Annotated in this window: 17 protein-coding genes and 4 tRNA genes; 4 read left to right on the top strand and 17 right to left on the bottom strand. The window is 57.3% G+C overall.

Annotated elements, in window-relative coordinates:
• The first annotated feature begins 154 nt into the window (after positions 1-154).
• Both gap and pyk read left to right on the top strand, forming a co-directional pair.
• Positions 155-1,159 (top strand): type I glyceraldehyde-3-phosphate dehydrogenase, encoded by a 1,005-nt coding sequence (gene gap, locus K0B93_RS04435; RefSeq protein ID WP_219866064.1) that lies wholly within the window; start codon positions 155-157, stop codon positions 1,157-1,159.
• Positions 1,160-1,227: 68 nt separating this feature from the next.
• A complete protein-coding gene (pyk, locus tag K0B93_RS04440) occupies positions 1,228-2,676 on the top strand; it encodes a pyruvate kinase (protein WP_219866065.1) in 1,449 nt (482 codons plus the stop codon).
• A gap of 4 nt (positions 2,677-2,680) precedes the next feature.
• Here pyk and K0B93_RS04445 read toward each other — a convergent pair whose 3' ends face one another.
• Genes K0B93_RS04445 through zwf form a run of 3 tightly spaced genes read right to left on the bottom strand, consistent with a single transcriptional unit; the run spans position 2,681 to position 5,540 of the window.
• Entirely contained in the window at positions 2,681-3,328 is a 648-nt protein-coding gene (locus K0B93_RS04445) for a bifunctional 4-hydroxy-2-oxoglutarate aldolase/2-dehydro-3-deoxy-phosphogluconate aldolase (RefSeq protein ID WP_219866066.1), read from the bottom strand.
• 30 nt (positions 3,329-3,358) lie between these two features.
• Positions 3,359-4,078: a 6-phosphogluconolactonase gene (gene pgl / locus K0B93_RS04450; RefSeq protein ID WP_219866067.1), complete on the bottom strand. Its 720-nt coding sequence runs from the start codon at positions 4,076-4,078 to the stop codon at positions 3,359-3,361.
• Positions 4,065-5,540, bottom strand: coding sequence for a glucose-6-phosphate dehydrogenase (gene zwf / locus K0B93_RS04455; protein ID WP_219866068.1), 1,476 nt, complete (start codon positions 5,538-5,540; stop codon positions 4,065-4,067). Before zwf ends, pgl begins: the two co-directional genes overlap by 14 nt.
• Positions 5,541-5,753: 213 nt before the next feature.
• On the opposite strand from zwf, the gene K0B93_RS04460 reads away from it, so the two are divergent.
• Entirely contained in the window at positions 5,754-6,626 is an 873-nt protein-coding gene (locus tag K0B93_RS04460; RefSeq protein ID WP_219866069.1) for a MurR/RpiR family transcriptional regulator, read from the top strand.
• Between the two features lie 93 nt (positions 6,627-6,719).
• Here the strand turns inward: K0B93_RS04460 and K0B93_RS04465 are convergent, their stop codons facing one another.
• From K0B93_RS04465 to K0B93_RS04510, 10 genes are all read right to left on the bottom strand, one after another.
• A complete protein-coding gene (locus tag K0B93_RS04465; protein ID WP_219866070.1) occupies positions 6,720-8,573 on the bottom strand; it encodes a SurA N-terminal domain-containing protein in 1,854 nt (617 codons plus the stop codon).
• A gap of 153 nt (positions 8,574-8,726) precedes the next feature.
• Positions 8,727-8,999: an HU family DNA-binding protein gene (locus K0B93_RS04470; RefSeq protein WP_041344017.1), complete on the bottom strand. Its 273-nt coding sequence runs from the start codon at positions 8,997-8,999 to the stop codon at positions 8,727-8,729.
• A gap of 239 nt (positions 9,000-9,238) precedes the next feature.
• Positions 9,239-11,656, bottom strand: coding sequence for an endopeptidase La (gene lon, locus K0B93_RS04475; protein WP_219866071.1), 2,418 nt, complete (start codon positions 11,654-11,656; stop codon positions 9,239-9,241).
• Positions 11,657-11,823: 167 nt separating this feature from the next.
• Positions 11,824-13,107 carry an ATP-dependent Clp protease ATP-binding subunit ClpX gene (gene clpX, locus K0B93_RS04480; RefSeq protein WP_219866072.1) on the bottom strand — a complete coding sequence of 428 codons (1,284 nt, stop codon included), beginning with the start codon at positions 13,105-13,107 and terminating at the stop codon, positions 11,824-11,826.
• 76 nt (positions 13,108-13,183) lie between these two features.
• Positions 13,184-13,819 (bottom strand): ATP-dependent Clp endopeptidase proteolytic subunit ClpP, encoded by a 636-nt coding sequence (clpP, locus tag K0B93_RS04485; RefSeq protein ID WP_219866073.1) that lies wholly within the window; start codon positions 13,817-13,819, stop codon positions 13,184-13,186.
• 174 nt (positions 13,820-13,993) lie between these two features.
• Complete coding sequence (tig, locus tag K0B93_RS04490; protein WP_219866074.1) at positions 13,994-15,298, bottom strand: trigger factor; 1,305 nt, start codon at positions 15,296-15,298, stop codon at positions 13,994-13,996.
• Positions 15,299-15,519: 221 nt separating this feature from the next.
• Positions 15,520-15,604: transfer RNA gene (locus K0B93_RS04495), tRNA-Leu, on the bottom strand.
• Positions 15,605-15,679: 75 nt separating this feature from the next.
• Positions 15,680-15,755: transfer RNA gene (locus tag K0B93_RS04500), tRNA-His, on the bottom strand.
• Positions 15,756-15,841: 86 nt separating this feature from the next.
• Positions 15,842-15,918 (bottom strand) — tRNA-Arg (locus tag K0B93_RS04505).
• Between the two features lie 33 nt (positions 15,919-15,951).
• A tRNA-Pro gene (locus K0B93_RS04510) sits at positions 15,952-16,028 on the bottom strand.
• Between the two features lie 232 nt (positions 16,029-16,260).
• Here K0B93_RS04510 and folD point away from each other — a divergent pair.
• Positions 16,261-17,118: a bifunctional methylenetetrahydrofolate dehydrogenase/methenyltetrahydrofolate cyclohydrolase FolD gene (folD, locus tag K0B93_RS04515; RefSeq protein ID WP_219866075.1), complete on the top strand. Its 858-nt coding sequence runs from the start codon at positions 16,261-16,263 to the stop codon at positions 17,116-17,118.
• A 90-nt stretch (positions 17,119-17,208) separates the two neighbouring features.
• Here folD and K0B93_RS04520 read toward each other — a convergent pair whose 3' ends face one another.
• From K0B93_RS04520 to ligD, 4 genes are all read right to left on the bottom strand, one after another.
• The gene (locus K0B93_RS04520; protein ID WP_219866076.1) at positions 17,209-19,389 is read right to left on the bottom strand and encodes a malate synthase G; all 2,181 of its coding nucleotides are present in this window, start codon (positions 19,387-19,389) and stop codon (positions 17,209-17,211) included.
• 144 nt (positions 19,390-19,533) lie between these two features.
• Entirely contained in the window at positions 19,534-20,922 is a 1,389-nt protein-coding gene (gene cysS / locus K0B93_RS04525) for a cysteine--tRNA ligase (RefSeq protein WP_219866077.1), read from the bottom strand.
• Positions 20,919-22,598: a glutamine--tRNA ligase/YqeY domain fusion protein gene (locus K0B93_RS04530; RefSeq protein WP_219866078.1), complete on the bottom strand. Its 1,680-nt coding sequence runs from the start codon at positions 22,596-22,598 to the stop codon at positions 20,919-20,921. Before K0B93_RS04530 ends, cysS begins: the two co-directional genes overlap by 4 nt.
• A gap of 132 nt (positions 22,599-22,730) precedes the next feature.
• Entirely contained in the window at positions 22,731-23,630 is a 900-nt protein-coding gene (gene ligD, locus K0B93_RS04535) for a non-homologous end-joining DNA ligase (RefSeq protein WP_219866079.1), read from the bottom strand.
• Between the last annotated feature and the right edge of the window lie 37 nt (positions 23,631-23,667).

Consider the following 23,667-nt stretch of genomic DNA (forward strand, 5'->3'; position numbering starts at 1 on the left):
TCCATTAAACTGACTGGTTGGATGCCTATATAGATGTAACTTTACTTTCTTTTTTCGGATTTTTCACCCGGATTACGTGTAAAAATCGCTTTCTTGTTGTTATATTTACTACATCACAGTAGAGCAAACGAACAAACAACCGAGGAGTCGGACGATGACTATCCGTATTGCAATCAACGGTTTTGGCCGGATCGGCCGCAATGTTCTCCGGGCACTTTACGAAAATGACTACCGAAAGCAGATTCAGGTTGTTGCCATCAATGACCTGGGCGATGCTGAAACCAATGCGCACCTGCTCAAGTATGATAGCGTCCACGGTCGTTTTGAAGGTGTGGTCGGCCACGATGCGGAATCCCTGACAGTTAATGGTGACCGCATTGCCATTTCGGCCGTCCGCAACCCGGAAGATCTGCCCTGGCGGGATTTTCATGTCGACGTGGTGTTCGAATGCACCGGCCTTTTCACCAGCCGCGACGCGGCGGGCGCACACCTGTCAGCCGGCGCCCGTAAAGTGATCATCTCTGCGCCCTCCCCGGACGCCGACGCTACTGTGGTTTACGGCGTCAATCATCATACCCTGTCCCGGGAGCATGACGTGATCTCGAACGCCTCCTGTACCACCAACTGTCTGGCCCCTGTCGCTGAAGCCCTGCACAGGGCCGTAGGTATCGAAAGCGGCCTGATGACCACCATTCACTCCTACACCAATGATCAGAAACTCAGCGACGTCTATCACTCGGATCTTTACCGCGCCCGCTCAGCTACCCAGTCCATGATTCCGACCAAAACCGGGGCAGCCGCCGCCATTGGCAAGGTGCTCCCGGAACTCGACGGCAAGCTCGACGGACTGGCGGTCCGGGTTCCTACCATCAACGTCTCGCTGGTGGACTTCGGCTTCATCGCGGACCGGGACACCACCGTTGACGAGATCAACGATGCGGTCAGGGCCGCCGCCAAAGCCAGCCCCGTTCTTGGCTATAACACAGAGAAACTGGTCAGCGTGGACTTTAACCATAACGCGCTGTCCAGCGTGTTCGATGCCAATCACACCCGCGTGCTGGGCCGTCACGTTAAGGTAATGGCCTGGTATGATAATGAATGGGGTTTTTCGAACCGAATGCTGGATAACGCCATAGCCCTTATCCAGGCCGGCCAGTAATCCTGGCCGGCACCAGGTATTCCACTATTCTTAGAGAAACACTCCCGACCAACCAAAGGACACCACACATGCTCAGGCGCACCAAGATTGTCGCCACTCTCGGTCCCGCGACCGACACCCCCGAATCCCTCGCCGCCATCATCGGTGCCGGTGTCGACGTAACGCGACTGAACTTCTCCCATGGCAGTGCCGAAGAACACATCGGCCGGGCACGCCAGGTCCGCGAAACCGCCGCTGCCCAGGGCCGTTTTGTGGCCCTGCTGGCGGACCTTCAAGGCCCGAAGCTTCGCATCGCACGATTTACTGACAACAAGGTCACCCTGGTCGCCGGCCAGACCTTTATTCTGGACGCGTCCATGGACAAGGAGGCCGGTACCAAGGAGAAGGTCGGAATCGATTACGAACAGCTTATTGAGGACGTCGAACCAGGCGACATTCTGGTACTGGACGATGGCCGCATCGAGATGGAGGTGACCTCGATCAACGATCACAGCATCACCTCGACAGTTCTCATAGGCGGACCACTTTCGAACAACAAGGGACTCAACAAGCGCGGCGGCGGCCTTTCAGCGGACGCCCTCACGGAAAAGGACAAACAGGACATTGTCACTGCCGCCCGCCTGGGCGCCGACTACGTGGCGGTATCCTTCGTGCGAACCGCAGAGGACATGCACACGGCCCGCCGACTCCTGAAGGATGCCGGTTCGGATGCCGGGCTTGTGGCCAAGATCGAGCGGGCCGAGCTTGCTCACGACGAGGCCGCCCTTGATGCCGTCATCGAGGCTTCCGACGCCGTAATGGTTGCCCGGGGCGACCTGGCGGTGGAGATCGGTGACGCCGAACTGGTAGGCGTTCAGAAGCATATCATCAACCGGGCACGGGTTCTGAACCGGGCGGTGATTACCGCCACCCAGATGATGGAGTCGATGATCACCAGCCCCATGCCAACCCGGGCCGAAGTCTCGGACGTGGCCAATGCCGTGATGGATTACACCGACGCGGTAATGCTGTCGGCGGAAACCGCCGTGGGCGATTACCCGAAAGAGGCCGTGGAGGCAATGGTTCGCATCTGCCTGGGGGCCGAAAAGCATCCATCGATGCACCAGTCAAAGCACCGGATTCACGAGAGCATGGAACGGGTGGATGAGGCCATTGCCCTGTCGGCCATGTATGCGGCAAACCACCTTGAAGGAGTGTCCGCAATCATCTGCATGACCGAAACCGGCGCGACGCCCCGGCTGATGTCCCGCATCAAGTCGAGCCTGCCGATCTTCGCGTTCTCCCGGCACCACTCGACCCAGCATCGCGTGGTTCTGTTCCGGGGCGTTCAGACCATCCCGTTTGATTCCGCCAAGATCCCGAACGAACGCACCAATGCCCTCGCGGTTTCGGAGCTGGTGAATCGGGGCGTGGTCAGCGAGGAAGATCTGGTCATTATCACCAAGGGCGATTACGTGAACGCCCAGGGCGGCACCAACACCATGAAAATAGTCCGGGTCGGCTCGGACATTCGCTGAAGCCTCACAGATCGGCCAGGCTCCCGCGCGCGATTTCTGTAATCCGGGCCCAGTCCCGGGCGGCAACCACGTCGTCCGGGGTCAGCCAGGAGCCTCCTACGGCCTGAACATTCTTCAGCGCCAGGTACTTGCTGGCCGTATCACGGCGAATCCCGCCAGTCGGGCAGAAAGTGACGTCACCAAATGGGCCGCTAAAGGCTTTCAATGCCGGCACACCGCCGGCGACTTCTGCCGGGAAGAACTTGAACTCCCGGTAGCCGAGAGCATACCCCGTCATCAACTCCGAAACGGTAGCAATACCGGGCAACAGTGGCGCTTCGGACGTTAATCCAAACTCGAGAATGGCTTCGGTTACCCCGGGCGTAATCACGAACTGGGCACCGGCCGCCTCCACCTGACGGTACTGGGCAATACTGGAAACGGTGCCCGCCCCGACCCATGCTTCGGGAATGGCAGCACGGACCGCCTTGATCGCGTCGACGCCAAACTCCGTCCGCAGGGTAATCTCCAGTACAGGGATACCACCATCCACCAGAGCCTGGCACAGTGGCACAGCGTCCTCTAGGCGATTGATCGCGATTACCGGTACCAGAGGCGACGCCTGCAGCACCGATTGGACGCGCTCGCGATGGAATTCAGAAAGCTGGGTCATGATCTTCTCCAGAGAACATTTGCGACGGATTCAGGGACTCCAGAACACATTCAGGCCGGGCTTGAGAAAGCCACGAACCGGCATCGACATCACATCGTCCGGCGTCACCAGCGCCCGCCTGAGCGTCTCGAGCTTATCGCCGCCCTTGAGGTGGAGTGCAGTAAAACGGGCATCCCGCAGTGGCGGCCGGGTCAGGCTGATGCGTTGATGAGGTTGGGATGGCGGCGTGGCCGCGGCAACCAAATCCGGGCAATCAGGGTCCATGGCCCTGGGCAATTCCGGCGCATCCGGAAACAGCGAGGCCGTGTGGCCATCATTTCCCATCCCCAGGATCACCACATCGAGAGGCAACGTCAGACAGGACAGCTCCTCTTTAACCGCCTCCAGCCCCTCCAGCGGAGTGGCTCCCGGCTGTTTGAGCGAGAGAAAGTGCGCATCGGAAGCGTGCCCCTGAAGCAGGTTTTCCCTCACCAGACGCGTATTGCTGGCTGGATCATCTTCCGGCACCCAGCGCTCATCGGCGAGCAGGAGGTCGACCCGGCGCCAATCAAGGTCCGCCCTCGACAGCGCCCTGAAAAACGGCAGTGGCGTTGAACCACCCGACACCACCAGACTGGCCCTCGGCGCTTCCGCAAGCCGTTCCCGGAGAAATCCGGCCACGGCTTTGGCCAGATCCAGCGCCACCTGTTCCGGATCGTCCCCAAAGTGCGCATGAAAGCCTTCAGGCAAGTCAATTTCAGGCGTCTTCATACCAGCTCCTCCCGTCACGGGTGATCATGGCAATTGACGCCACCGGCCCCCAGGTGCCTGCCGCGTAGCGCTTGGGCGGCTCGCCACTGTCATGCCAGTTGCGGATCACCTGATCCACCCAGCGCCATGCGTGCTCAACTTCGTCACGGCGAACAAACAGGTATTGATTGCCCTTCATGACCTCCCACAGCAACCGCTCGTAGGCGTCCGGAATGCGATCGGTATCAAAGGTCTCGGAAAAGGTCAGTTCGAGCGGCCCCTGACGCAGGCGCATCCCCTTGTCCAGCCCCTGATCCTTGGTCAGGATCTTCAACGACATGCCTTCGTCCGGCTGCAATCGAATGATCAACTTGTTATTCGCCAGATGCTTCTGATCCGGATCGAAAATGTAATGGGGCGCCGGTTTGAAATGAATGATGATCTGGGAGAGCTTCTCGGGCAGACGCTTGCCGGTCCGGATGTAAAACGGCACTCCCGACCAGCGCCAGTTATCGATTTCCGCTTTCAGGGCCACAAACGTTTCGGTGGCACTGCCCTTAATGGCACCCTCTTCCTCCAGATATCCCGGGACCGGCTTACCGTTGCTGGTTCCCGCCGTGTACTGGCCGCGCACAACGCGACTTTCCATCATGTCCGGGGTGACCCGTCGCAGGGCCTTCAGCACCTTTACTTTCTCGTCGCGGATGCTGTCAGCAGACAGATCGGAGGGTGGGTCCATGGCAATCAGACACAGCAACTGGAGCAGGTGATTCTGAATCATGTCCCGGATCTGGCCCGCCTTGTCGAAATAACCCCAGCGCCCCTCGATACCGACGCTCTCGGCAACCGTAATCTCGACATGGGAAATGTGGTTCTGATCCCACTGCGAGGCAAAGAGGTTGTTTGCAAACCTCAGGGCAATCAGATTCTGGACCGTTTCCTTGCCGAGGTAGTGATCAATCCGGAACAGCTGATTTTCGTTGTAGACTTCCCCCAGTTCATCATTGATCACCCTCGAGGATTCGAGATCGTGACCAATGGGCTTCTCCACCACAACCCGGGTTTTCTCGGTACAGCAGCTTGCCGCCCTGAGGTTGCGGGCGATCACGCCATACATGGCTGGAGGCGTCGCCATGTACACGATCAGTTCGTTGTTGGCATCATCGCGCCACTCGTTGAGTACGCCAAAGTCATCCGGGTGATTGAAGTCCAGCCGCTGGTAGTCCACCCGGTCAAGAAACTTTTTCACCACCGGGGCTTCGAACTCCTCCGCCTTTACATGCTGCTCAAGCTTCTCGAACAGCTGCTTCCGAACCGCCGCTGTATCAGCCTCTGTGCGCGCTATGGCAAGAATACGACTGCCTTCTGCCAGCAAATTGGCACGCTCCAACTGGTACAGAGCCGGAAACAGCTTACGTTGTGCCAGGTCGCCGAGGGCGCCAAACAGCATCAGGTCACACCGGGTATCGATCTTATTGACCATTGATTCCTTCTCTCTGGTGGGTCCGGCAATTCGGGGAATCACCCGAACAATCGCTTAATGTCGTAATTTTATGAAAATAATGGCAGCTTCATCGGTATTTTCCAAGGCAAAAAACCATATTTTGACACTTTTACTACCCCAAAACGATAGAAAACACGGTATAATCAGCCCGTTTTCACAACAACGATCGCCAAGATTCAGGGAGTACCTTTAATGGCTGCGAACCAGGCGCACCGTGACGACAATCTGCTCGAAGACATCCAGGGCAGACTCGACAGCCTCAACAAATCGGAGCGAAAAGTGGCCGAAGCCATTCTTCGAGACCCCAGCGCGGCCACTCGTTACAGCATAGCCGCCCTGGCCCGCGCTGCAGAAGTCAGCGAACCCACGGTGAACCGGTTTTGCCGCGGCTTTTCCGCCACCGGCTTCCCGGACTTCAAGATCAGGCTGGCACAAAGCATTGCAACCGGCACCCCTTACGTCGGCCAGAATGTTGAGCCGGACGACACCGTGGCCGAATTTGCGGACAAGATCATGCTGAGCACCATTGCCAGTCTGGACAAAGCCCGCCAGGCCCTGGACCCGAAGGCACTGGCCATGGCCATTGATTACCTGATCCAGGCCAAACAGATCAATTTCTTCGGCATGGGCGGATCCGCCGCAGTGGCCCTCGACGCCCAGCACAAGTTTTTCCGCTTCAACATTCCGGTGATGTCCTATGATGACGCCCTGATGCAACGTATGGTTGCTGCAGGGGCCAGCGTGGGGGACGTCATCGTTCTGATTTCCTACACCGGTCGGACCCGTGAAACTGTCGAAATTGCCAAGCTTGCCCGGGCCAACGGTGCCACGGTCATCGGCATCACCAACCCTGAATCCCCGCTTGCCGAAATTTGCACCGTTGTCCTGGGCGTAACAGCCCCGGAAGACACGGAAGTATATATGCCCATGTCATCGAGAATTATTCATCTGACCGTGATCGACATCCTGGCAACCGGAGTGACCCTCAAGCGCGGCGCCGATTTTCTCGGACACCTCAAAAAGATCAAGGAAAGCCTTAAGCCCACTCGCTTTCCGACAACCTAAAGCTCGGACTTGGCCACAAAAAAACCCGGGAGATCCCGGGTTTTTTTGTGGCCTTCTCGGCGGGCCTCTTCCAGCCCGCCGCATCAATACAGCTCAGGGGCGCTCTACTTCGGCCCGATTCCGGAGGTACTCCTGATACGCTGAATATTCCCGCTGCCCTTCCAGGGACGCCAGGAACTGACTCAGCTGGCTAAACTCGGCTCCATCCTGGTCAACCTCACCTTCATTAACCTGGTCCAGCGCGATCACCGAGGCACTTTCAGCACTGACCGACCGTCCATAGCTGGCGTCGTCATCTGCCGGTCGCTCAAGCGAGAACACCGCCCTCATGACACTGGCGCTCACCTCCTGCGCGTTCCGGGACTTCGCTTCGTAGCTTACCCATTCTCCGGCCCCCAACTCTTCGAGAGACTGACCTGCCTTGAGCCCGGCCATAATCTCTTCTGCCCTCTCACGCAGCGCGTCGCGCGTCTCGCGCGCCTTAAGGGTAGCGCGAATATCATCGGCCACCTGCTCCAGAGGAAGCTGCTGCGCCTCGCGATACTCCCGCACACGGGCCACCACGGAAACGTTATCACCGACGTCGATCAGCTCGGTGTTGTAGCCTTCTTCAAGCACGTCGGCCGAGAACAGCTGGCGAACCAGACCCTCGTGATCGAACGGCGCCATACCGCCATTTCGGGTCACGCCGGTTGCCTCACGCACCTCCAGACCGAGCTCCTCGGCCGGTCCCGCCAGATCGTCTGCTGCATAAGCGGAATCCGCCAACTGGGTGCGAATTTCTGCAAAACGCTCTTCGGCACGGTCACGAGCCAGCTCGTTGCGAAGTTGATCTGCAATTTCCTCAAGGGCCGGAACCTCGGAACGACGTACGTCCTCCAGTTTGATCAGATGCACCCCAAAACTGGTCTCCACTGCACCTGAGACCTCACCCTCATCAAGCGCGAACAGAGCCTTCTCGAAGGCCTCATCGTAAACACCGCGGCCGGCATACCCCAGATCACCACCTTCCTCGGCGGAGACGGTATCGATAGAATATTCCCGGGCCAGATCGGCAAAGGATTCCCCATCCGCCAGGCGCTTCTGAATGGTCTCAATGGTGGCGTCGGCATCTTCACCATCTTCGATCAGAATATGCGATGCCTGCCGCTCTTCACGTGCGAGATCGTCGGCGCGTTGCTCGTAATAGGCCTGCAGCTCATCCTCGCTGATGTCAATGGTTTCGGCCAGTGAACCAAGGGACAGCGTAATGTAGGCCGCATCAACCTGGTCCGGTTGCTGGAAGGCACTGCTGTTCTCTTCGTAGAACGTCTGAACCTCGTCCTCGGTAATCTCAACCTGCCCTGCGACGGCACTGTCGGGTACGGTCAAAAGCCGGAAATCACGAGTCTGGTTCTGGATTCGAAGAATCTGGGCCACACTCTCATCCGATGCCACGCCACTCTGAATTACACCGGCGCGAATCTGGTTAACCACATACTGCTTGCGCATAGCGTCGCGGAACTCGGCCACGCCCATGCCCATGTTACGGACCGTAGACACGAAGCGGTCCCGATTAAACTGACCATCAACCTGGAACTGGGGCATCTGGGTAATGAGCGCATCAATGTCGGCATCGGTCAGCGCCAGCCCTTGACTGCCGGCGTCCTGGATAAGGACCTCCTGCTGAATCAGGGATTCCAGCACGTCCTTGCGAATCTGGTCTTCTTTAAGCAACGAAGGGTCCGGGGTCTCCATGCGCGACAGTCGACGCTGGCTCTCCATCTGGACCAGACGAAGAAATTCCCGCTCTGTAATGTCTTCACCATTAACTGTCGCCACTTCTGGCTCACCGGAGAACCCGCCGATGATGGCGTCCATTCCCCAGATGGATAGGGACACGATCAATAGACCGATGATGATCTTGGCAATGGTGCCCTGGGCATTTTCCCGAATATCTTGAAGCATGTTTCTCCCGAATCCTGTTCAAGGTCGTGCAGTTTTTATCTATAGGCGATGAGCGTTAGGGCGCCGAACGTAAAAAGGCGCACCCTGTCCGGAATGCGCCTTAAATTCTTCTTGGGTAGCCCCCTGCGACAGGGGCTGCCAGAGAAAGAACCGTTACTTAACGGCGTCTTTCAAGGCCTTGCCTGCTTTGAACCCAGGCACTTTGGAGGCCGGAATCTTGATCTCGGCACCAGTCTGCGGGTTGCGGCCGGTGCGAGCAGCACGCTCTTTAACGGAGAAAGTACCAAAACCGATCAGAGTAACCTGATCGCCTTTTTTCAGGGCACCGGTAATGGAATTGGTCATGGCATCCAGAGCACGGCCAGCGGCGGCTTTGGAAATATCTGAGGACTCTGCAATTGCATCGATAAGTTCGGACTTGTTCACACTAAACCCCTTCGATTTCAGGTTGAAGATGTTATAGGTTGGTTTGTTTTTTCTCGGACGTTCTCGACTATCGCATAAGCGGTCGGAGAATTCCATTCTTCAGTTTTCTTATTCCTTTCGGTTTTTTAACCGGTGTTCGGAATAGGCACTTACTGCGCGGGAGCCCTTGGTATTGGCTGCTTCACGGCGAAACAGTTATACCAACGGCCTCTCTCACGTGTCAACAACTCATCAAGCCTTTAATGAGTATTTATGCGTTCTGCACTATCGCTTTCGTCATCGCGGGGCTTGCCGGAACCTGCTCCGGAAGACTCATCTTCTGCCCGGGGTTCGGGCGGATAGGCCAGCGCAATATCCAGAACTTCGTCGATCCATTTAACCGGACGAATCTCCAGAGACTCCTTTATGTTTTCCGGTATCTCTTTGAGATCACGGACATTTTCATCCGGGATCAGGACCGTTTTGATACCACCGCGGTGCGCTGCCAGCAGCTTTTCCTTGAGCCCGCCGATGGCCAGAACCCGACCTCGAAGAGTGATCTCACCGGTCATCGCCACGTCTGCCCTGACCGGAATCTTGGTCAGCGCAGAAACCAGGGCCGTGCACATGCCAATACCGGCACTCGGACCGTCTTTCGGCGTTGCACCCTCGGGAACGTGAATGTGCAGATCGTGTTTTTCGTGGAAATCGTCGGCAATTCCCAGCCCCGGCGCACGACTGCGAACCACTGTCAGGGCGGTCTGGATTGACTCCTGCATGACATCGCCCAGAGAACCGGTCTTAACTACCCGCCCCTTGCCCGGGGTCAGAGCGCATTCGATGGTAAGCAGCTCACCACCAACCTGGGTCCAGGCAAGTCCGGTCACCTGTCCAATCTGGTTCTTTTCTTCCGCCAGACCGTACTTGAACTTCTTCACCCCGGAGTAATCCTCCAACGCGTCTGGCTCAAGAGTCACAGAGGCCTTGTCATTGCTCTCGACATGCTCGCGCACCACCTTGCGGCAAATCTTGGCAATTTCACGCTCAAGGCCGCGTACGCCCGCTTCCCGGGTGTAATAGCGAATCAGATCCCTCAAGGTTTCCTCAGGAATCACCAGTTCGTCCTTGCGCAGGCCGTTCGCCTTGATCTGTTTCGGCAACAGGTAACGCAATGCAATGTTTACCTTCTCGTCCTCGGTGTACCCGGGAATGCGGATAATCTCCATCCGGTCCAGAAGGGCCGGCGGAATGTCCATGGAATTGGAGGTACACACGAACATGACATCCGAGAGGTCGTAATCCACCTCCAGGTAATGATCGTTGAAGGTGTGATTCTGCTCTGGATCCAGCACCTCGAGCAGCGCCGATGCAGGGTCGCCACGATGGTCCATGCCCATCTTGTCGATCTCATCGAACAGGAACAGCGGATTTCTCACGCCGACCTTGGACAGCTTCTGCAACAACTTGCCAGGAAGCGCGCCGATATAGGTTTTCCGGTGACCCCGGATTTCGGCTTCATCGCGCACACCACCGAGCGCCATGCGCGTGTATTTCCGATTGGTCGCCCTGGCGATCGATTGGCCAAGCGAGGTCTTGCCGACTCCCGGAGGCCCCACCAGACACAGCACCGGACCTTTCACTTTCTTCACGCGGCTCTGAACCGCCAGGTACTCGAGAATCCGCTTTTTGACCTCGTCCAGCCCGTAGTGGTCCCGGTCCAGAATCTCACGGGCCTTTTCGATGTCATGACGGACCCGGCTGCGCTTCTTCCAGGGCACCGCCAGCATCCAGTCGATGTACCCACGCACCACCGTGGCTTCGGCCGACATCGGCGACATCATCTTGAGCTTGTTCAGTTCGGTCTCGGTCTTCTTGCGCGCCTCTTCAGGCAGGCCCGCCTCCTCAAGCTTCTGCTCAAGTTCTTCAAAATCGTTGTTACCCTCACCCAGATTGCCCATCTCCTTCTGGATGGCCTTCATCTGCTCATTCAGGTAATACTCGCGCTGGCTGCGCTCCATCTGCTTTTTGACGCGACCGCGAATGCGCTTCTCAACTTCGATCAGATCGATCTCGCCGTCCAGCTTACCCAGGAGCAGATCCACCCGCTTGCGCACATCCAGCGCCTCCAGCAGTTCCTGCTTCTCCGGAATTCGCATTTCCAGATGCGCAGCCATGGTATCCGCCAGGCGCTCCAGTTCCTCGATACCGGTCAGCGCGTTGGACACCTCTGACGGCACCTTTTTGGAGAGCTTCACGTACTTCTCGAATTCGTCCATCAGGGTCTTGATCAGAACGTCCTGCTCACGCTCGGGGAGCCCTTCCTCGTCCATCAACACCGCACCACCGGAGAGGTAATCACCCTCCGAAATGTCGCTGATGGTTGCCCGGGCATTACCTTCAACCAGCACCTTCACAGTGCCATCCGGGAGCCGCAGCATCTGCAATACGGTCGCCAGTGTGCCCATATCGAAAACATCGCCGGGGCCAGGCTCGTCGGTGGAGGCATCCCGCTGGGCAACCAGGAGGATTTCCTTACTTCCTTCCATTGCGGCTTCAAGCGCCTGAATGGATTTTTCGCGGCCCACAAACAGCGGGACCACCATGTGCGGGAACACCACCACATCACGCAACGGCAGCAACGGGTATTCGTGCACAGTATTTTCGGGTATCCGGGTCATAGGGAATCCTCTGACGGTGTTTCTTTGAGCATATCACCCTTCATTGGGGCGCCCGCATAAATTGCAATCTTTTTACCAAACGAAACAGAGAGGGAGAATGGGGAAACAGAACGCGAAAAGGGGCGTTGCCGCCCCTCTCCTGTGTACCTTGATGTCAGACCAACTGATCAGTCTTCCGGTACAGCCTTGGCATGATCACTACTGGCGTAAATCTTGAAGGGCTCGGAGTCCCCGTCAATCACGCTTTCATCGATCACAACCTTGGTTACGTCGTGCTCTGACGGGATCTGATACATGGTATCCAGCAGCGTGGCTTCCATGATCGAGCGCAGTCCACGAGCACCGGTCTTCCGTTCCATGGCCTTGCGCGCCACAGCCCGCAAAGCATCTTCCCGGAAATCCAGCTCGACGCCTTCCATATCGAACAGCTTCTGATACTGCTTGGTCAGCGCGTTCTTCGGCTCCGTCAGGATCTGCACCAACGCGGCTTCATCCAGCTCGGTCAGAGTCGCGACCACCGGGAGACGGCCCACAAACTCTGGAATCAGGCCGAACTTGACCAGATCCTCGGTTTCCACATCCTTGATGATGTCACCGGCGCTCTTCTTGTCCTCTTCGCTGACCACAGCTGCCGAGAAACCAATGGAACTCCGCTCTGAACGCTCCTGAATCACCTTGTCCAGGCCTGCAAAGGCACCACCACAGATAAACAGGATGTTGCCGGTATCCACCTGCAAAAACTCCTGTTGCGGATGCTTGCGCCCGCCCTGAGGCGGAACCGACGCCACCGTGCCTTCGATCAGCTTCAACAGCGCCTGCTGCACACCCTCGCCAGACACATCCCGGGTGATTGACGGGTTATCTGACTTGCGGGAGATCTTGTCGATCTCATCGATGTAGACGATACCGCGCTGGGCCTTGTCGACATCGTAATCGCACTTCTGAAGCAGCTTCTGGATGATGTTCTCGACATCCTCGCCCACATAGCCGGCTTCGGTCAGCGTCGTGGCATCCGCGATGGTGAACGGCACATTCAACATCCGCGCCAGAGTTTCAGCCAGCAGAGTCTTGCCGCTACCGGTCGGTCCGATCAGAAGAATGTTGCTCTTGCCGAGCTCAACATCCGCCTTGCCCTCACCGTAGCGCAGGCGTTTATAGTGGTTGTAAACCGCCACCGAAAGCACAACCTTGGCACGGTCCTGACCAATAACATACTCATTCAGAGTGTCGCGGATTTCTGCGGGTGTCGGGAGCCGGTCGCTGGCTTCTTCCTGAGCATTTTCCTGAATCTCTTCACGGATAATGTCATTGCACAGGTCAACGCACTCGTCGCAGATGAACACCGAGGGCCCTGCAATGAGCTTACGGACTTCATGCTGGCTCTTTCCGCAAAACGAGCAGTAAAGCAACTTGCCGTTATCGTCGCCTCTGCCGTTTCTTTCATCTGCCATTGAATTACCTCTGATCTTGGTTAGCCGGCGTTACTGGCTAATACGCCGGCCAAGTATGATGCGATTACTTCCAGTATTATTTATTCGGTACGCGCTTATCAAGTATAGAATCAATGAGCCCGTAGTCTTTCGCCTGCATCGGATCCATAAAGTAATCACGATCGGTGTCTTTGGCGATGGTATCCAGCTCCTGACCGGTGTGATGGGCCAGAATCGAGTTCAGGGTATGACGGATCTTGAGAATTTCACGGGTGTGAATCTCGATATCGGTCGCCTGGCCCTGATACCCACCCAACGGCTGGTGGATCATGACCCGGGAGTTCGGCAGGCAAGCGCGCTTGCCTGCGGCGCCACCGGCTAACAGAAACGCGCCCATGCTTGCGGCCTGACCCACGCACAGCGTGGCGACATCCGGCTTGATGAACTGCATGGTATCGTAGATCGACATACCGGCAGTGACTGACCCACCCGGGCTGTTGATGTACAGGTGGATGTCCTTGTCCGGGTTCTCGGATTCCAGGAACAGCAGTTGGGCAACAATCAGGTTCGCCATGTGGTCTTCAACCGGGCCAACCATGAAAATCACCCGCTCCTTGAGCAGACGGGAGTATATGTCGAACGAACGCTCGCCCCGAGCAGTCTGTTCAATAACAATCGGCACCAGGCCGGAATTGGTAACCATTGCGGGACCATCAATTGGTTTCTGCGTCATGTGCGCCTGAACTCCTTATGGACAATGGGTCGTGGACTCGCGCCACGGCGTTCATTACAGGTGTTTTTCACCTCTTACTTTGCCAGCCGCAGGCCCAGATGAAAACAGCCGGACAAGCCGGCTGTTTTCTGAATTCGGCCAGCAGGGCCAGAATCAGTTCCGGCCCCGGCAGGATCAGCGCTGAGGCTGACCAGCCTGAACGGCTTCTTCGTACTTGACCTTTTTCTCTTTGACCTTGGCCTTGTCCAGAACAAAATCGACAACCGCATCTTCAAGCACTGAAGACTCAATCTGCGACTTCTGCTCAGGATTGCTGTTGAAGTGGGCAACAACTTCTTCAGGCTGTTCATACGTAGATGCGATCTCCTGGATCTTTTCATCTACCTTGGCCGGATCCGCCTTCAGATCATTCTGCTTGACCACTTCCTGGAACAGCAGGCCTGTCTTGACGCGCCGCTCAGCCTGCTCCTGGAAAATTTCCTTCGGCAGCTGCTGGAAATCAACCTGGCCACCGAAACGCTGAACCGCGTCCTGACGCAGGCGATCAATTTCCTGATCGACCAGCGCAGCCGGCACGTCCAGCTCGGTGCTTTCAAGCAGCCCGTCAACCACGTCGTTCTTGACCTTGTTGGAGACCGCCTGCTTCAGCTCGCGCTCCATGTTCTTCTTCACTTCCTCGCGGAAAGTGGCTTCATCTTCCGCCTCAATACCGAACTTCTTGAAGAATTCCGTATCAAGTTCCGGCAGCTGCGGCTCTTCAACCTTGTGGATCTTGACCTCGAATTTCGCCGGCTTACCCGCCAGTTCTTCGTTGTGGTAATCGTCCGGGAAGGTCACTTCAATTTCCATGTCCTCGCCGGCCTTACCGCCCTGAATGGCCTTTTCGAATCCAGGGATCATCTGGCCAGAGCCCAGGGTCAAACGATGACCTTCAGCGGCACCGCCCTCGAACTCCTCGCCATCAATGAAGCCTTTGAAATCAATGGTAAGCACGTCCTTGTTCTTGGACTTGCGCTTGACTTCCTTCATGGTGGCCTGCTGACGACGCAGGTTATCGATCATGTTGTCGATATCCTTGTCGGAGATTTCAGAAGTCAGCTTCTCGACAGAAACCTTGCCCAGATCCCCCAGTTCGATTTCCGGGAGTACCTCGAAAATCGCAACAAACTCTAGATCCTTGCCTTCTTCCATGGTCTTCGGTTCGAACTTGGGCCAGCCCGCAGGATTGATGTCCTGCTCCTGCAGTGCCTTGATGTACTGGTCACGCATGACTTCGCCAACCACTTCCTGGCGGACGCTGTCACCGAAACGACGCTTGACCACCTTCATGGGCACCTTGCCCGGGCGGAAACCGTTCAGACGCACAGTACGTGCTGTTTCCTGCAGGCGTTTCTGAACCGCCTGATCAATTTCCTGGGCGGGCACACCAATCGTCATGCGACGTTCGATGTTGGAGGTCGTTTCAACAGACACTTGCATGGAAGATCCTCAAATAACAGGTTCAGTATGTGAATGAAATAAAAGCAAAAAGTCCATTTTGGGGTGAACTCCCGCAAAAGGACCGAAATTTAAAAGCCGACAGTTTATCACGGTTTGGCCTACCGAGAGAATCACTTGCCACAAGCAGTTCCCGGAGCGGGGCAATACCGGACCGACTTACTGTGAAATAGATTTGGGGACAAAAAGAGAAAAAGAAAGGGTGGTGCGAGAGGAGAGACTCGAACTCTCACGGGTTGCCCCACTGGAACCTAAATCCAGCGCGTCTACCAGTTCCGCCACTCTCGCACATCATCTGCAAAACCCAGGAATTGCCGTTGCCAGCAGGGAGTCATGCAGAAGCGGAAAACAAATCAGGAAAAATGGGGTGGACGAAGGGGTTCGAACCCTCGACCGCAGGAGTCACAATCCTGAGCTCTACCAGCTGAGCTACGTCCACCACAATCAGGACATACCTTTCGGTATTTTCGACCTTTCAACTTTGCTGGTTGGCGACCCCGGTTTCGGACCAAGCCGACGACTTAATGGCGCGCCCGGCAGGACTCGAACCTGCGACCACCCGCTTAGAAGGCGGGTGCTCTATCCAGCTGAGCTACGGGCGCTTAACCGTTCGCCCACCTGAATACTCAGAAAAGTGGTCGGGGTAGAGAGATTCGAACTCCCGACATCCTGCTCCCAAAGCAGGCGCGCTACCAGACTGCGCTATACCCCGTCTGAACTGAACAACAAGTGCCTCAGCAAAGTTGGCGCGCATATTACCGGCGCCGGACCACGCCGTCAACACGGAATTCCAAATTCACCGAAAGATCAGGATTCTGTATGACGCTGGGCCACCCTAAAAGTTCCCTCATCGCTCCCCCCCCTACCCGCCAATTGGAGTTCCGCCGGAAGCATGAGACAATGCGCTGCCTTCACTCTCCAACGCCCAACCGACAAGACGAGACATGAGCGCCAAACTGATTAACGGAAAAGAAATTGCCGCCGGTGTAAGACAGCAGGTTGCAGCCGGTGTAGAAGCCCGCCAGCAACAGGGATTACGGGCTCCCGGGCTGGCCGTGGTTCTGGTAGGAGACGACCCGGCCTCCCACGTGTATGTCGGCAACAAACGCAAGGCATGCGATGAAGCCGGCATCCTCTCGCTCTCCTATGACCTGCCGACAGACACCTCCCAGGAAGCCCTGGAAGCCCTCATTGACGAGTTGAACGAGAACCCGACGGTAGACGGCATCCTCGTTCAACTGCCGCTGCCGGAGCATCTCGATGCGGATCCAATCCTCGTCAAGATTCGCCCCGACAAAGACGTGGACGGGTTCCATCCCTACAACATCGGGCGCCTGATGCAGCGTAAGCCGACTCTGAGACCCTGCACCCCGGCCGGCATCATCACCCTGCTTGACAGCATTAACACGCCCTATAAGGGTCAGCATGCCGTTATCGTCGGCGCGTCCAACATAGTCGGCAGGCCCATGAGCATGGAACTGCTGCTCAAAGGTGCAACCATCACTGTTTGCCACCGCTTCACACCGGACCTGGAAAAATTCGTCCGGGAAGCCGATATCCTGGTGGCAGCAGTCGGCAAGCCCGGCCTGATCCAGGGCGAATGGGTGAAGCCCGGAGCCACAGTGATTGATGTGGGCATCAACCGGATGGCGGACGGCAAGCTGCACGGTGATGTGGACTTCAAGACGGCAGCGGAACGCGCCGCCTACATCACGCCGGTACCGGGTGGCGTTGGTCCGATGACCATCGCGACCCTGCTGCAGAACACACTCTACGCGGCAGACGTCCTGCACAAGGACTGACGCCCCGCGCCGGAGATTCAGGCCTTGACCACTCCTCCAGACACAAAAAACCCCGCATGAAGCGGGGTTTTTTGTGTTTCTCGCTTACGCTTATTCGCCGTACTTGGCTTTCGCCTTCAGACGGTAGGCGTGCAGAAGCGGCTCGGTGTAGCCGTTCGGCTGCTCCCGACCCTTGAGGACCAGATCCATCGCCGCCTGGAAGGCAACACTGTCGTCAAAGTTCGGCGCCATGTTGCGATAGGACGCATCACCGGCGTTTTGCTTATCAACCACAGCAGCCATACGCTTCATGGTTTCCTCAATCTGCGCCTCGGTGCAAACACCGTGGTACAGCCAGTTGGTCAACAGCTGGGAGGAGATGCGCAGAGTGGCACGGTCTTCCATCAGCCCTACGTTGTTGATATCAGGAACCTTGGAACAACCAACGCCCTGCTCAACCCAGCGCACAACATAGCCCAGGATGCCCTGCGCGTTGTTGTCCAGCTCCTGCTGAATCTCGTCCACGGACAGCGCACCCGGATCGGCCATCACTGGCACGGTCAGGATGTCGTCCAGACTGGCCCGGGCACGGCTCTCAAGTTCTTTCTGAACATCGGCCACACTGACCTGATGGTAATGAGTGGCGTGCAACGTGGCGGCAGTCGGGGATGGAACCCAGGCGGTGTTGGCGCCGGATTTCGGGTGACCAATCTTGGCTTCCAGCATGCCGGCCATCAGGTCTGGCATAGCCCACATACCCTTACCAATCTGGGCAACACCACGGAACCCGGTTTCCAGACCGATGTCCACGTTCCACTGCTCGTAGGCATTAATCCAGGCCGCCTGCTTCATCTCGCCCTTGCGAATGAACGGCCCCAGCTCCATGGAGGTGTGCATTTCATCACCGGTGCGATCCAGGAAGCCGGTATTGATGAAGACTGCCCGCTCTTTGGCGGCATGGATACAGGCCTTCAGGTTAACGGTGGTCCGACGCTCTTCGTCCATGATACCGACTTTCAGCGTGAACTGGGGCAGACCCAGGGCGTCCTCGACGCGACCGAAGAATTCGTTGGTGAACGCCACTTCTTCCGGGCCATGCATCTTCGGCTTCACGATGTACATGGAACCTTTGGTACTGTTCTGGAACTGACCCTTGCCTTTCAGGTCATGGATGGCAATCAGGGACGTGATCAGACCATCCATCAGACCCTCAGGCACTTCCTGTCCGTCGCTCAGCAGGATGGCCGGATTGGTCATCAGGTGACCAACGTTACGGATGAACATCAGGCTACGGCCTTTCAGACTCAGCTCGCCGCCATCCGGGGCCGTGTAGGTGCGGTCTGCGTTCATTTTACGGGTTAGCTGCTTGCCGCCCTTCTCGAAGGTTTCCTGCAGATCACCTTTCATCAGGCCGAGCCAGTTGCGATAGGCCAGCGCCTTGTCGTCAGCGTCGACGGCTGCCACGGAATCTTCGCAGTCCATGATGGTGGTCAGGGCCGACTCCATGAGCACGTCCTTGACGTGGGCACCGTCGTCTTTGCCGATCGGGTGGCTGGCATCAATCTGGATCTCGAAGTGCATGCCGTTCTTGACCAGCAGCACACCTGTCGGGGCATCAGCGGCTCCGGTGTAACCGACAAACCCGGACTCATCTTTCAGGCCCGTGGTCTCACCGTTCTGCAGCGTGACGACGAGCTTGCCACTCTCAACACTGTACTTGGCGGCGTCTTTGTGACTGCCTGAGGCGAGCGGTGCAGAGCTGTCCAACAGGTTACGAGCCCACTCGATAACCTTGGCACCGCGCACCGGGTTGTAGCCGGGACCTTTATCCGCACCACCTTCTTCAGAAATGGCGTCGGTACCGTAAAGCGCGTCGTACAGGCTACCCCAACGCGCGTTTGCGGCGTTCAGGGCGAAACGGGCGTTCATGATCGGCACTACCAGCTGCGGACCTGCCATGGTGGCAACTTCCGGATCAACATTGGAGGTGGAAATCTTGAAATCCGCCGGCTCGTCAACCAGGTAACCGATGTCCTTCAGAAAGGACTTGTATTCGGCCATGTCCAGCTTCTGACCTTTGTGGTCACGGTTCCAGCTGTCCATCTTTTCCTGGATTGCATCACGCTTGGCCAGCAGTTCGCGATTGCGCGGGGCCAACTCGTTCACGATCTTGTCAAATTCTGCCCAGAATTTGTCAGCGTCGACACCGGTTCCCGGGATTGCCTCGTTGTTTACGAAATCATACAGATTCTTCGCGACCTGAATGCCGCCGACTTGTACGCGTTCTGTCATCGTTGTCTGCCTCAGTGGGTTACGTTTCCCGACTCCCCCTTTGCAACGAGGGGGCATTCTAATTTGAGCGCCGCATTGTACGGGAAAATGCCTATCAGGTCATTCCCGCCCGCGCAACACGGCATTCGTGGACTCTCCGCCCTGCTATCCCCGTCGCCAGCTGGTACCTTCGCGGGAATCATCCAGAATAATACCCTTGCCTGCCAGTTCGTCGCGGATGCGATCCGCTTCGGCAAAGTCTCGTGCCGCGCGGGCATCAGCCCGGGCCTGAATCATTCCCTCGATGTCCTCGGCGCTCAGTTCACCGCCGGTGTCAGCCTGGAAGAATGCCTCCGGATCCTGCTGCAACAAGCCCAGGATCGCACCAAGACGAACCAGCACGGACGCGCTTTCCTTAGCCTCCTGGTCACGACCTTCACGCCGATGGTGGTTGATATCATTGGCCACAGCATGAAGCACGGCGATGGCGCCCGCGGTATTGAAATCGTCGTCCATCACTTCCTGGAATCGTCTATCGTACTCGGTTTCCGCAACGTCTCCATCTTTGGCGGGCACGATGCCTCGAAGCGAATGGTACAGCTTGGTCAGGGTTCGACCGGCCTCAGCCAGGTTTTCCTCGGAATAGTCAACCTGGCTGCGATAGTGGCTCGACACCAGGAAATACCGCACGACTTCGGCAGGGTATGTCTCAAGGATTTCACGGATGGTGAAGAAGTTGCCCAGGGACTTGGACATCTTTTCCTTGTTAACCCTGATCGCACCCGCATGCATCCAGGTTCTGGCGAAATCGTGGCCCGTCGCGCACTCCGACTGAGCGATCTCATTTTCATGATGCGGAAACAGCAGATCCGGGCCACCGCCATGAATATCGAAAGTGTCACCCAGACAGCACGTAGACATGGCGGAACATTCGATGTGCCAGCCCGGACGACCCTCGCCCCAGGGCGACGGCCAGCTGACTTCGCCCTCAGCCGCGGCTTTCCAGAGCGCGAAGTCCGCAGGACTGCGCTTGGCTTCCTGCACGTCGACGCGCGCACCGGCGACCAGGTCTTCCAGCTTTTTCTTGCTGAGCTTGCCGTAGTCGGCAAAGGAGTTGACCGCGAAGTACACATCGCCGTTATCCGCTGCGTAGGCATGGCCGCTGGCAACCAGTTTGTGAATCATCGCCACGATTTCGTCAATGTAGGCGGTCGCACGAGGCTCTTCGGTTGGGGACAGCACCCCCAGCCGAGCCTCATCCTCATGCATGGCGCGAATCATGCGCTCAGTCAGGTCCGTAAAGGCCTCGCCATTCTCGTCCGCCCGACGCAGTATCTTGTCGTCGATATCGGTAATGTTGCGCACATAGTGAACGTCGTAGCCACGATGCCTGAGATAACGGGTAATGACGTCAAAGGCCACGAGAACCCGGGCGTGGCCGAGATGGCAGTAGTCATAAACGGTCATCCCGCAGACGTACATGCGCACCTTGCCCGACTCGATCGGCCGGAACTCTTCCTTCTGCTGCGAGAGCGTGTTGTAAATACGGATCACTTGCCCCCCTTACCCCAGGAATCGCGCAGGGTAACGGTCCGATTGAAAACGGGCCGGCCGGCGCTTGCGGTGAGTTCCGGATCGCAGAAGAAATACCCCTCTCGCTCGAACTGGTACGGCAGGTCGGTGCGGGGCTCGACCAGCCCTTTCTCGGCCCTCGCTCCTGTGAGCACAACCAGCGATTCCGGGTTCAGGTGATCGACAAGGTCACCGTCCTTGTCGCTGTCCGGGGATTCGTGGTTGAAGAGACGGTCGTAGAGGTTGACGTCTGCCTCAACGCTGTCGGTGGCCGAGACCCAGTGGATCACACCATTAGGCTTGTAACCTTCCGGGTTCACGCCAAGGGTCTTGGGATCGTACTCGCATTTGAGCTCGACGATCTCGCCGCTGTCGTCACGAACGATCTCGCGACAGGTCATCACGTAGCCCCCGCGCAGGCGAACGGCCTGGTCCGGTGCCAGCCGCTTCCATTTGCGCGGCGGCTCCTCCACAAAATCCTCACGGTCGATAAACAGCGTCTGACTCCAGGTCACTTCCCGCTCACCCATGTCCGGGTTTTGCGGGTGGACCGGCAGCACCAGGGTTTCCGTCTTATCGGCCGGGTAATTGGTCAACGTCACTTTCAGCGGACGCATGACACACATGGCTCTCGGCGCCCGCGTATTCAGGTCCTCGCGAATGGCGTGCTCCAGCATCCCCACATCAACGGTCCCGCCTGCCTTGTTGACACCAACCATGTCGCAGAAGGTCCGGATGGACTCGGGGGTGTACCCGCGACGGCGCATGCCGGAAATGGTGGGCATCCGGGGATCGTTCCAGCCATCGACATGATGCTCATCCACCAGGCGCTTGAGTTTGCGCTTGCTGGTGATGGTGTAATTCAGGTTCAGCCGGGCAAACTCGATCTGGCGCGGATGGCAGGGACCGGAAATGTTATCCAGAACCCAGTCGTAGAGCGGACGGTGATCCTCAAATTCGAGCGTACACAGGGAATGTGTAATCTCCTCCATCGCATCTGAAATCGGATGCGTAAAATCGTACATCGGATAGATGCACCACTTGTCACCGGTCTGGTGGTGGTCCGCATAGCGGATGCGGTAAAGAATAGGATCCCTGAGATTGATATTGGGGGACGCCATATCGATTTTCGCCCGCAGCACAAGCTCACCGTTCTGGTACTTGCCGTCGCGCATGTCCCGGAACAGCTGAAGGTTCTCCTCGACTGGCCGGTCCCGATAAGGGCTGTTTTTCCCGGGTTCTTTCAGACTGCCACGGTACTCGGCCATTTCGTCGGCAGACAGGGCGCAGACGTAAGCCTTACCCTTTTCAATCAGCTCCTCGGCAAACGCGTACAGCGCGTCAAAGTAGTCGGACGCGAAACGGACATCACCAGCCCACTGGTAGCCAAGCCACTCCACATCCTGCTTGATGGCGTCGATGTATTCCTGGTTTTCTTTTTCCGGATTGGTGTCGTCAAACCGCAGGTTGCATTCGCCACCAAAGGTTTCGGCGATGCCAAAGTTCAGACAGATGGATTTGGCGTGGCCAATGTGCAGATAGCCATTCGGCTCTGGCGGAAAGCGGGTCACCACCTTGCCAGTGTGCTCGCCCTTGGCGATGGCGTCTTCGATCAGGCTCTGAATAAAGTTGTGGGCTTTCTTCGATTCGGCGCTCATACATTCTCTGTTAGAAAAGGAGGTGGATCTGAAACCGCCTATTATACTCACAAAACCCTGCCCAACTCATGCCTGCAATACAAAGTCGATGAAGATGCCGCACCGATAACCCGTCGGGGGCTGCCGCGGTCTTCAGAGTGCCTTGCGGACGGTCGCGAGGGAGACAGCGTGTCGGTGCATGCCTTTCCAGGCGTCACCGCGCTGCTTGAGCCGATGCGGGGCTTCCTCCATCGAGAAGCCGTCCGGACGAAGTTCGGGATCGTCCAGTTCTTCAAGCCTCAGTGGCATAGCCACAGGGCCGCCGGCCTTTGCCCGCACGGAGTAGGGAGAAACCAAGGTCTGGCCATAGGCATTGCGCGCTACGTCGAGGTAAATCCGGTCACCGCGATTGCGTTTACGGTGCTCGGTGGTAAGACGCTCGGGGTATCGGTCGGCCAGCCACTTTGCCATCCGCTGGGCGACTCCCCGTACCTCATCGAAACCATCGTCACGGCGCAACGGCATGACCACATGCAAACCCCGCGAGCCCGTAGTCATGGCGTAGGGAGTGCCTCCGACCGCCTGTATGAGCTCAATGACTTTATTCGCCGCGTCGACCACCCGACTGAAGTCTCTGGTGGAAGGGTCGAGATCGAACACCAGCAGGTCGGGACAATCCGGACGATCACCTCGGGCAAGCCACCGGTGAAAGGCGATCGTTGCCTGGTTGGCCAGGTAAATCAGCGACACAAGGTTGTTACAGAGCGGGTGCTGCACCCGCCCCTTGCCGGCCTCGGCCCGATCTACCGTCAACGTATCAAGCCAGTCCGGGAAATAATCTGAGACGCGCTGCTGGACAAACCCCTCCCCCTTGACCCCATCCGGAAAGCGGTGAAGGACAAGCGGCCGGTTCTCAAGGTATCCCAGCATGGTGTCGGCAACGGCTTCGTAATAGTCGATCAGGTCGCCCTTGGTAATATGGGCATCCGGAAACAGGACCTTGCCCTCGTTGGAGACATCTACGGTATATGGGCCGAACCGTCGCTTTGCCATACTGATTCCTCCCGCAGTGACTGGAGCGGGACGATCG

This window comes from Marinobacter sp. F4218, assembly GCF_019443085.1.
Taxonomy (GTDB): Bacteria; Pseudomonadota; Gammaproteobacteria; order Pseudomonadales; family Oleiphilaceae; genus Marinobacter; species Marinobacter albus.

Bases quoted from the DNA above. Each gene is read 5' to 3' on its own strand.
- gap (WP_219866064.1), top strand. From the start codon at position 155: ATGACTATCCGTATTGCAATCAACGGTTTTGGCCGGATCGGCCGCAAT.
- pyk (WP_219866065.1), top strand. From the start codon at position 1,228: ATGCTCAGGCGCACCAAGATTGTCGCCACTCTCGGTCCCGCGACCGAC.
- K0B93_RS04445 (WP_219866066.1), bottom strand. From the start codon at position 3,328: ATGACCCAGCTTTCTGAATTCCATCGCGAGCGCGTCCAATCGGTGCTG.
- pgl (WP_219866067.1), bottom strand. From the start codon at position 4,078: ATGAAGACGCCTGAAATTGACTTGCCTGAAGGCTTTCATGCGCACTTT.
- zwf (WP_219866068.1), bottom strand. From the start codon at position 5,540: ATGGTCAATAAGATCGATACCCGGTGTGACCTGATGCTGTTTGGCGCC.
- K0B93_RS04460 (WP_219866069.1), top strand. From the start codon at position 5,754: ATGGCTGCGAACCAGGCGCACCGTGACGACAATCTGCTCGAAGACATC.
- K0B93_RS04465 (WP_219866070.1), bottom strand. From the start codon at position 8,573: ATGCTTCAAGATATTCGGGAAAATGCCCAGGGCACCATTGCCAAGATC.
- lon (WP_219866071.1), bottom strand. From the start codon at position 11,656: ATGACCCGGATACCCGAAAATACTGTGCACGAATACCCGTTGCTGCCG.
- clpX (WP_219866072.1), bottom strand. From the start codon at position 13,107: ATGGCAGATGAAAGAAACGGCAGAGGCGACGATAACGGCAAGTTGCTT.
- clpP (WP_219866073.1), bottom strand. From the start codon at position 13,819: ATGACGCAGAAACCAATTGATGGTCCCGCAATGGTTACCAATTCCGGC.
- tig (WP_219866074.1), bottom strand. From the start codon at position 15,298: ATGCAAGTGTCTGTTGAAACGACCTCCAACATCGAACGTCGCATGACG.
- folD (WP_219866075.1), top strand. From the start codon at position 16,261: ATGAGCGCCAAACTGATTAACGGAAAAGAAATTGCCGCCGGTGTAAGA.
- K0B93_RS04520 (WP_219866076.1), bottom strand. From the start codon at position 19,389: ATGACAGAACGCGTACAAGTCGGCGGCATTCAGGTCGCGAAGAATCTG.
- K0B93_RS04530 (WP_219866078.1), bottom strand. From the start codon at position 22,598: ATGAGCGCCGAATCGAAGAAAGCCCACAACTTTATTCAGAGCCTGATC.
- ligD (WP_219866079.1), bottom strand. From the start codon at position 23,630: ATGGCAAAGCGACGGTTCGGCCCATATACCGTAGATGTCTCCAACGAG.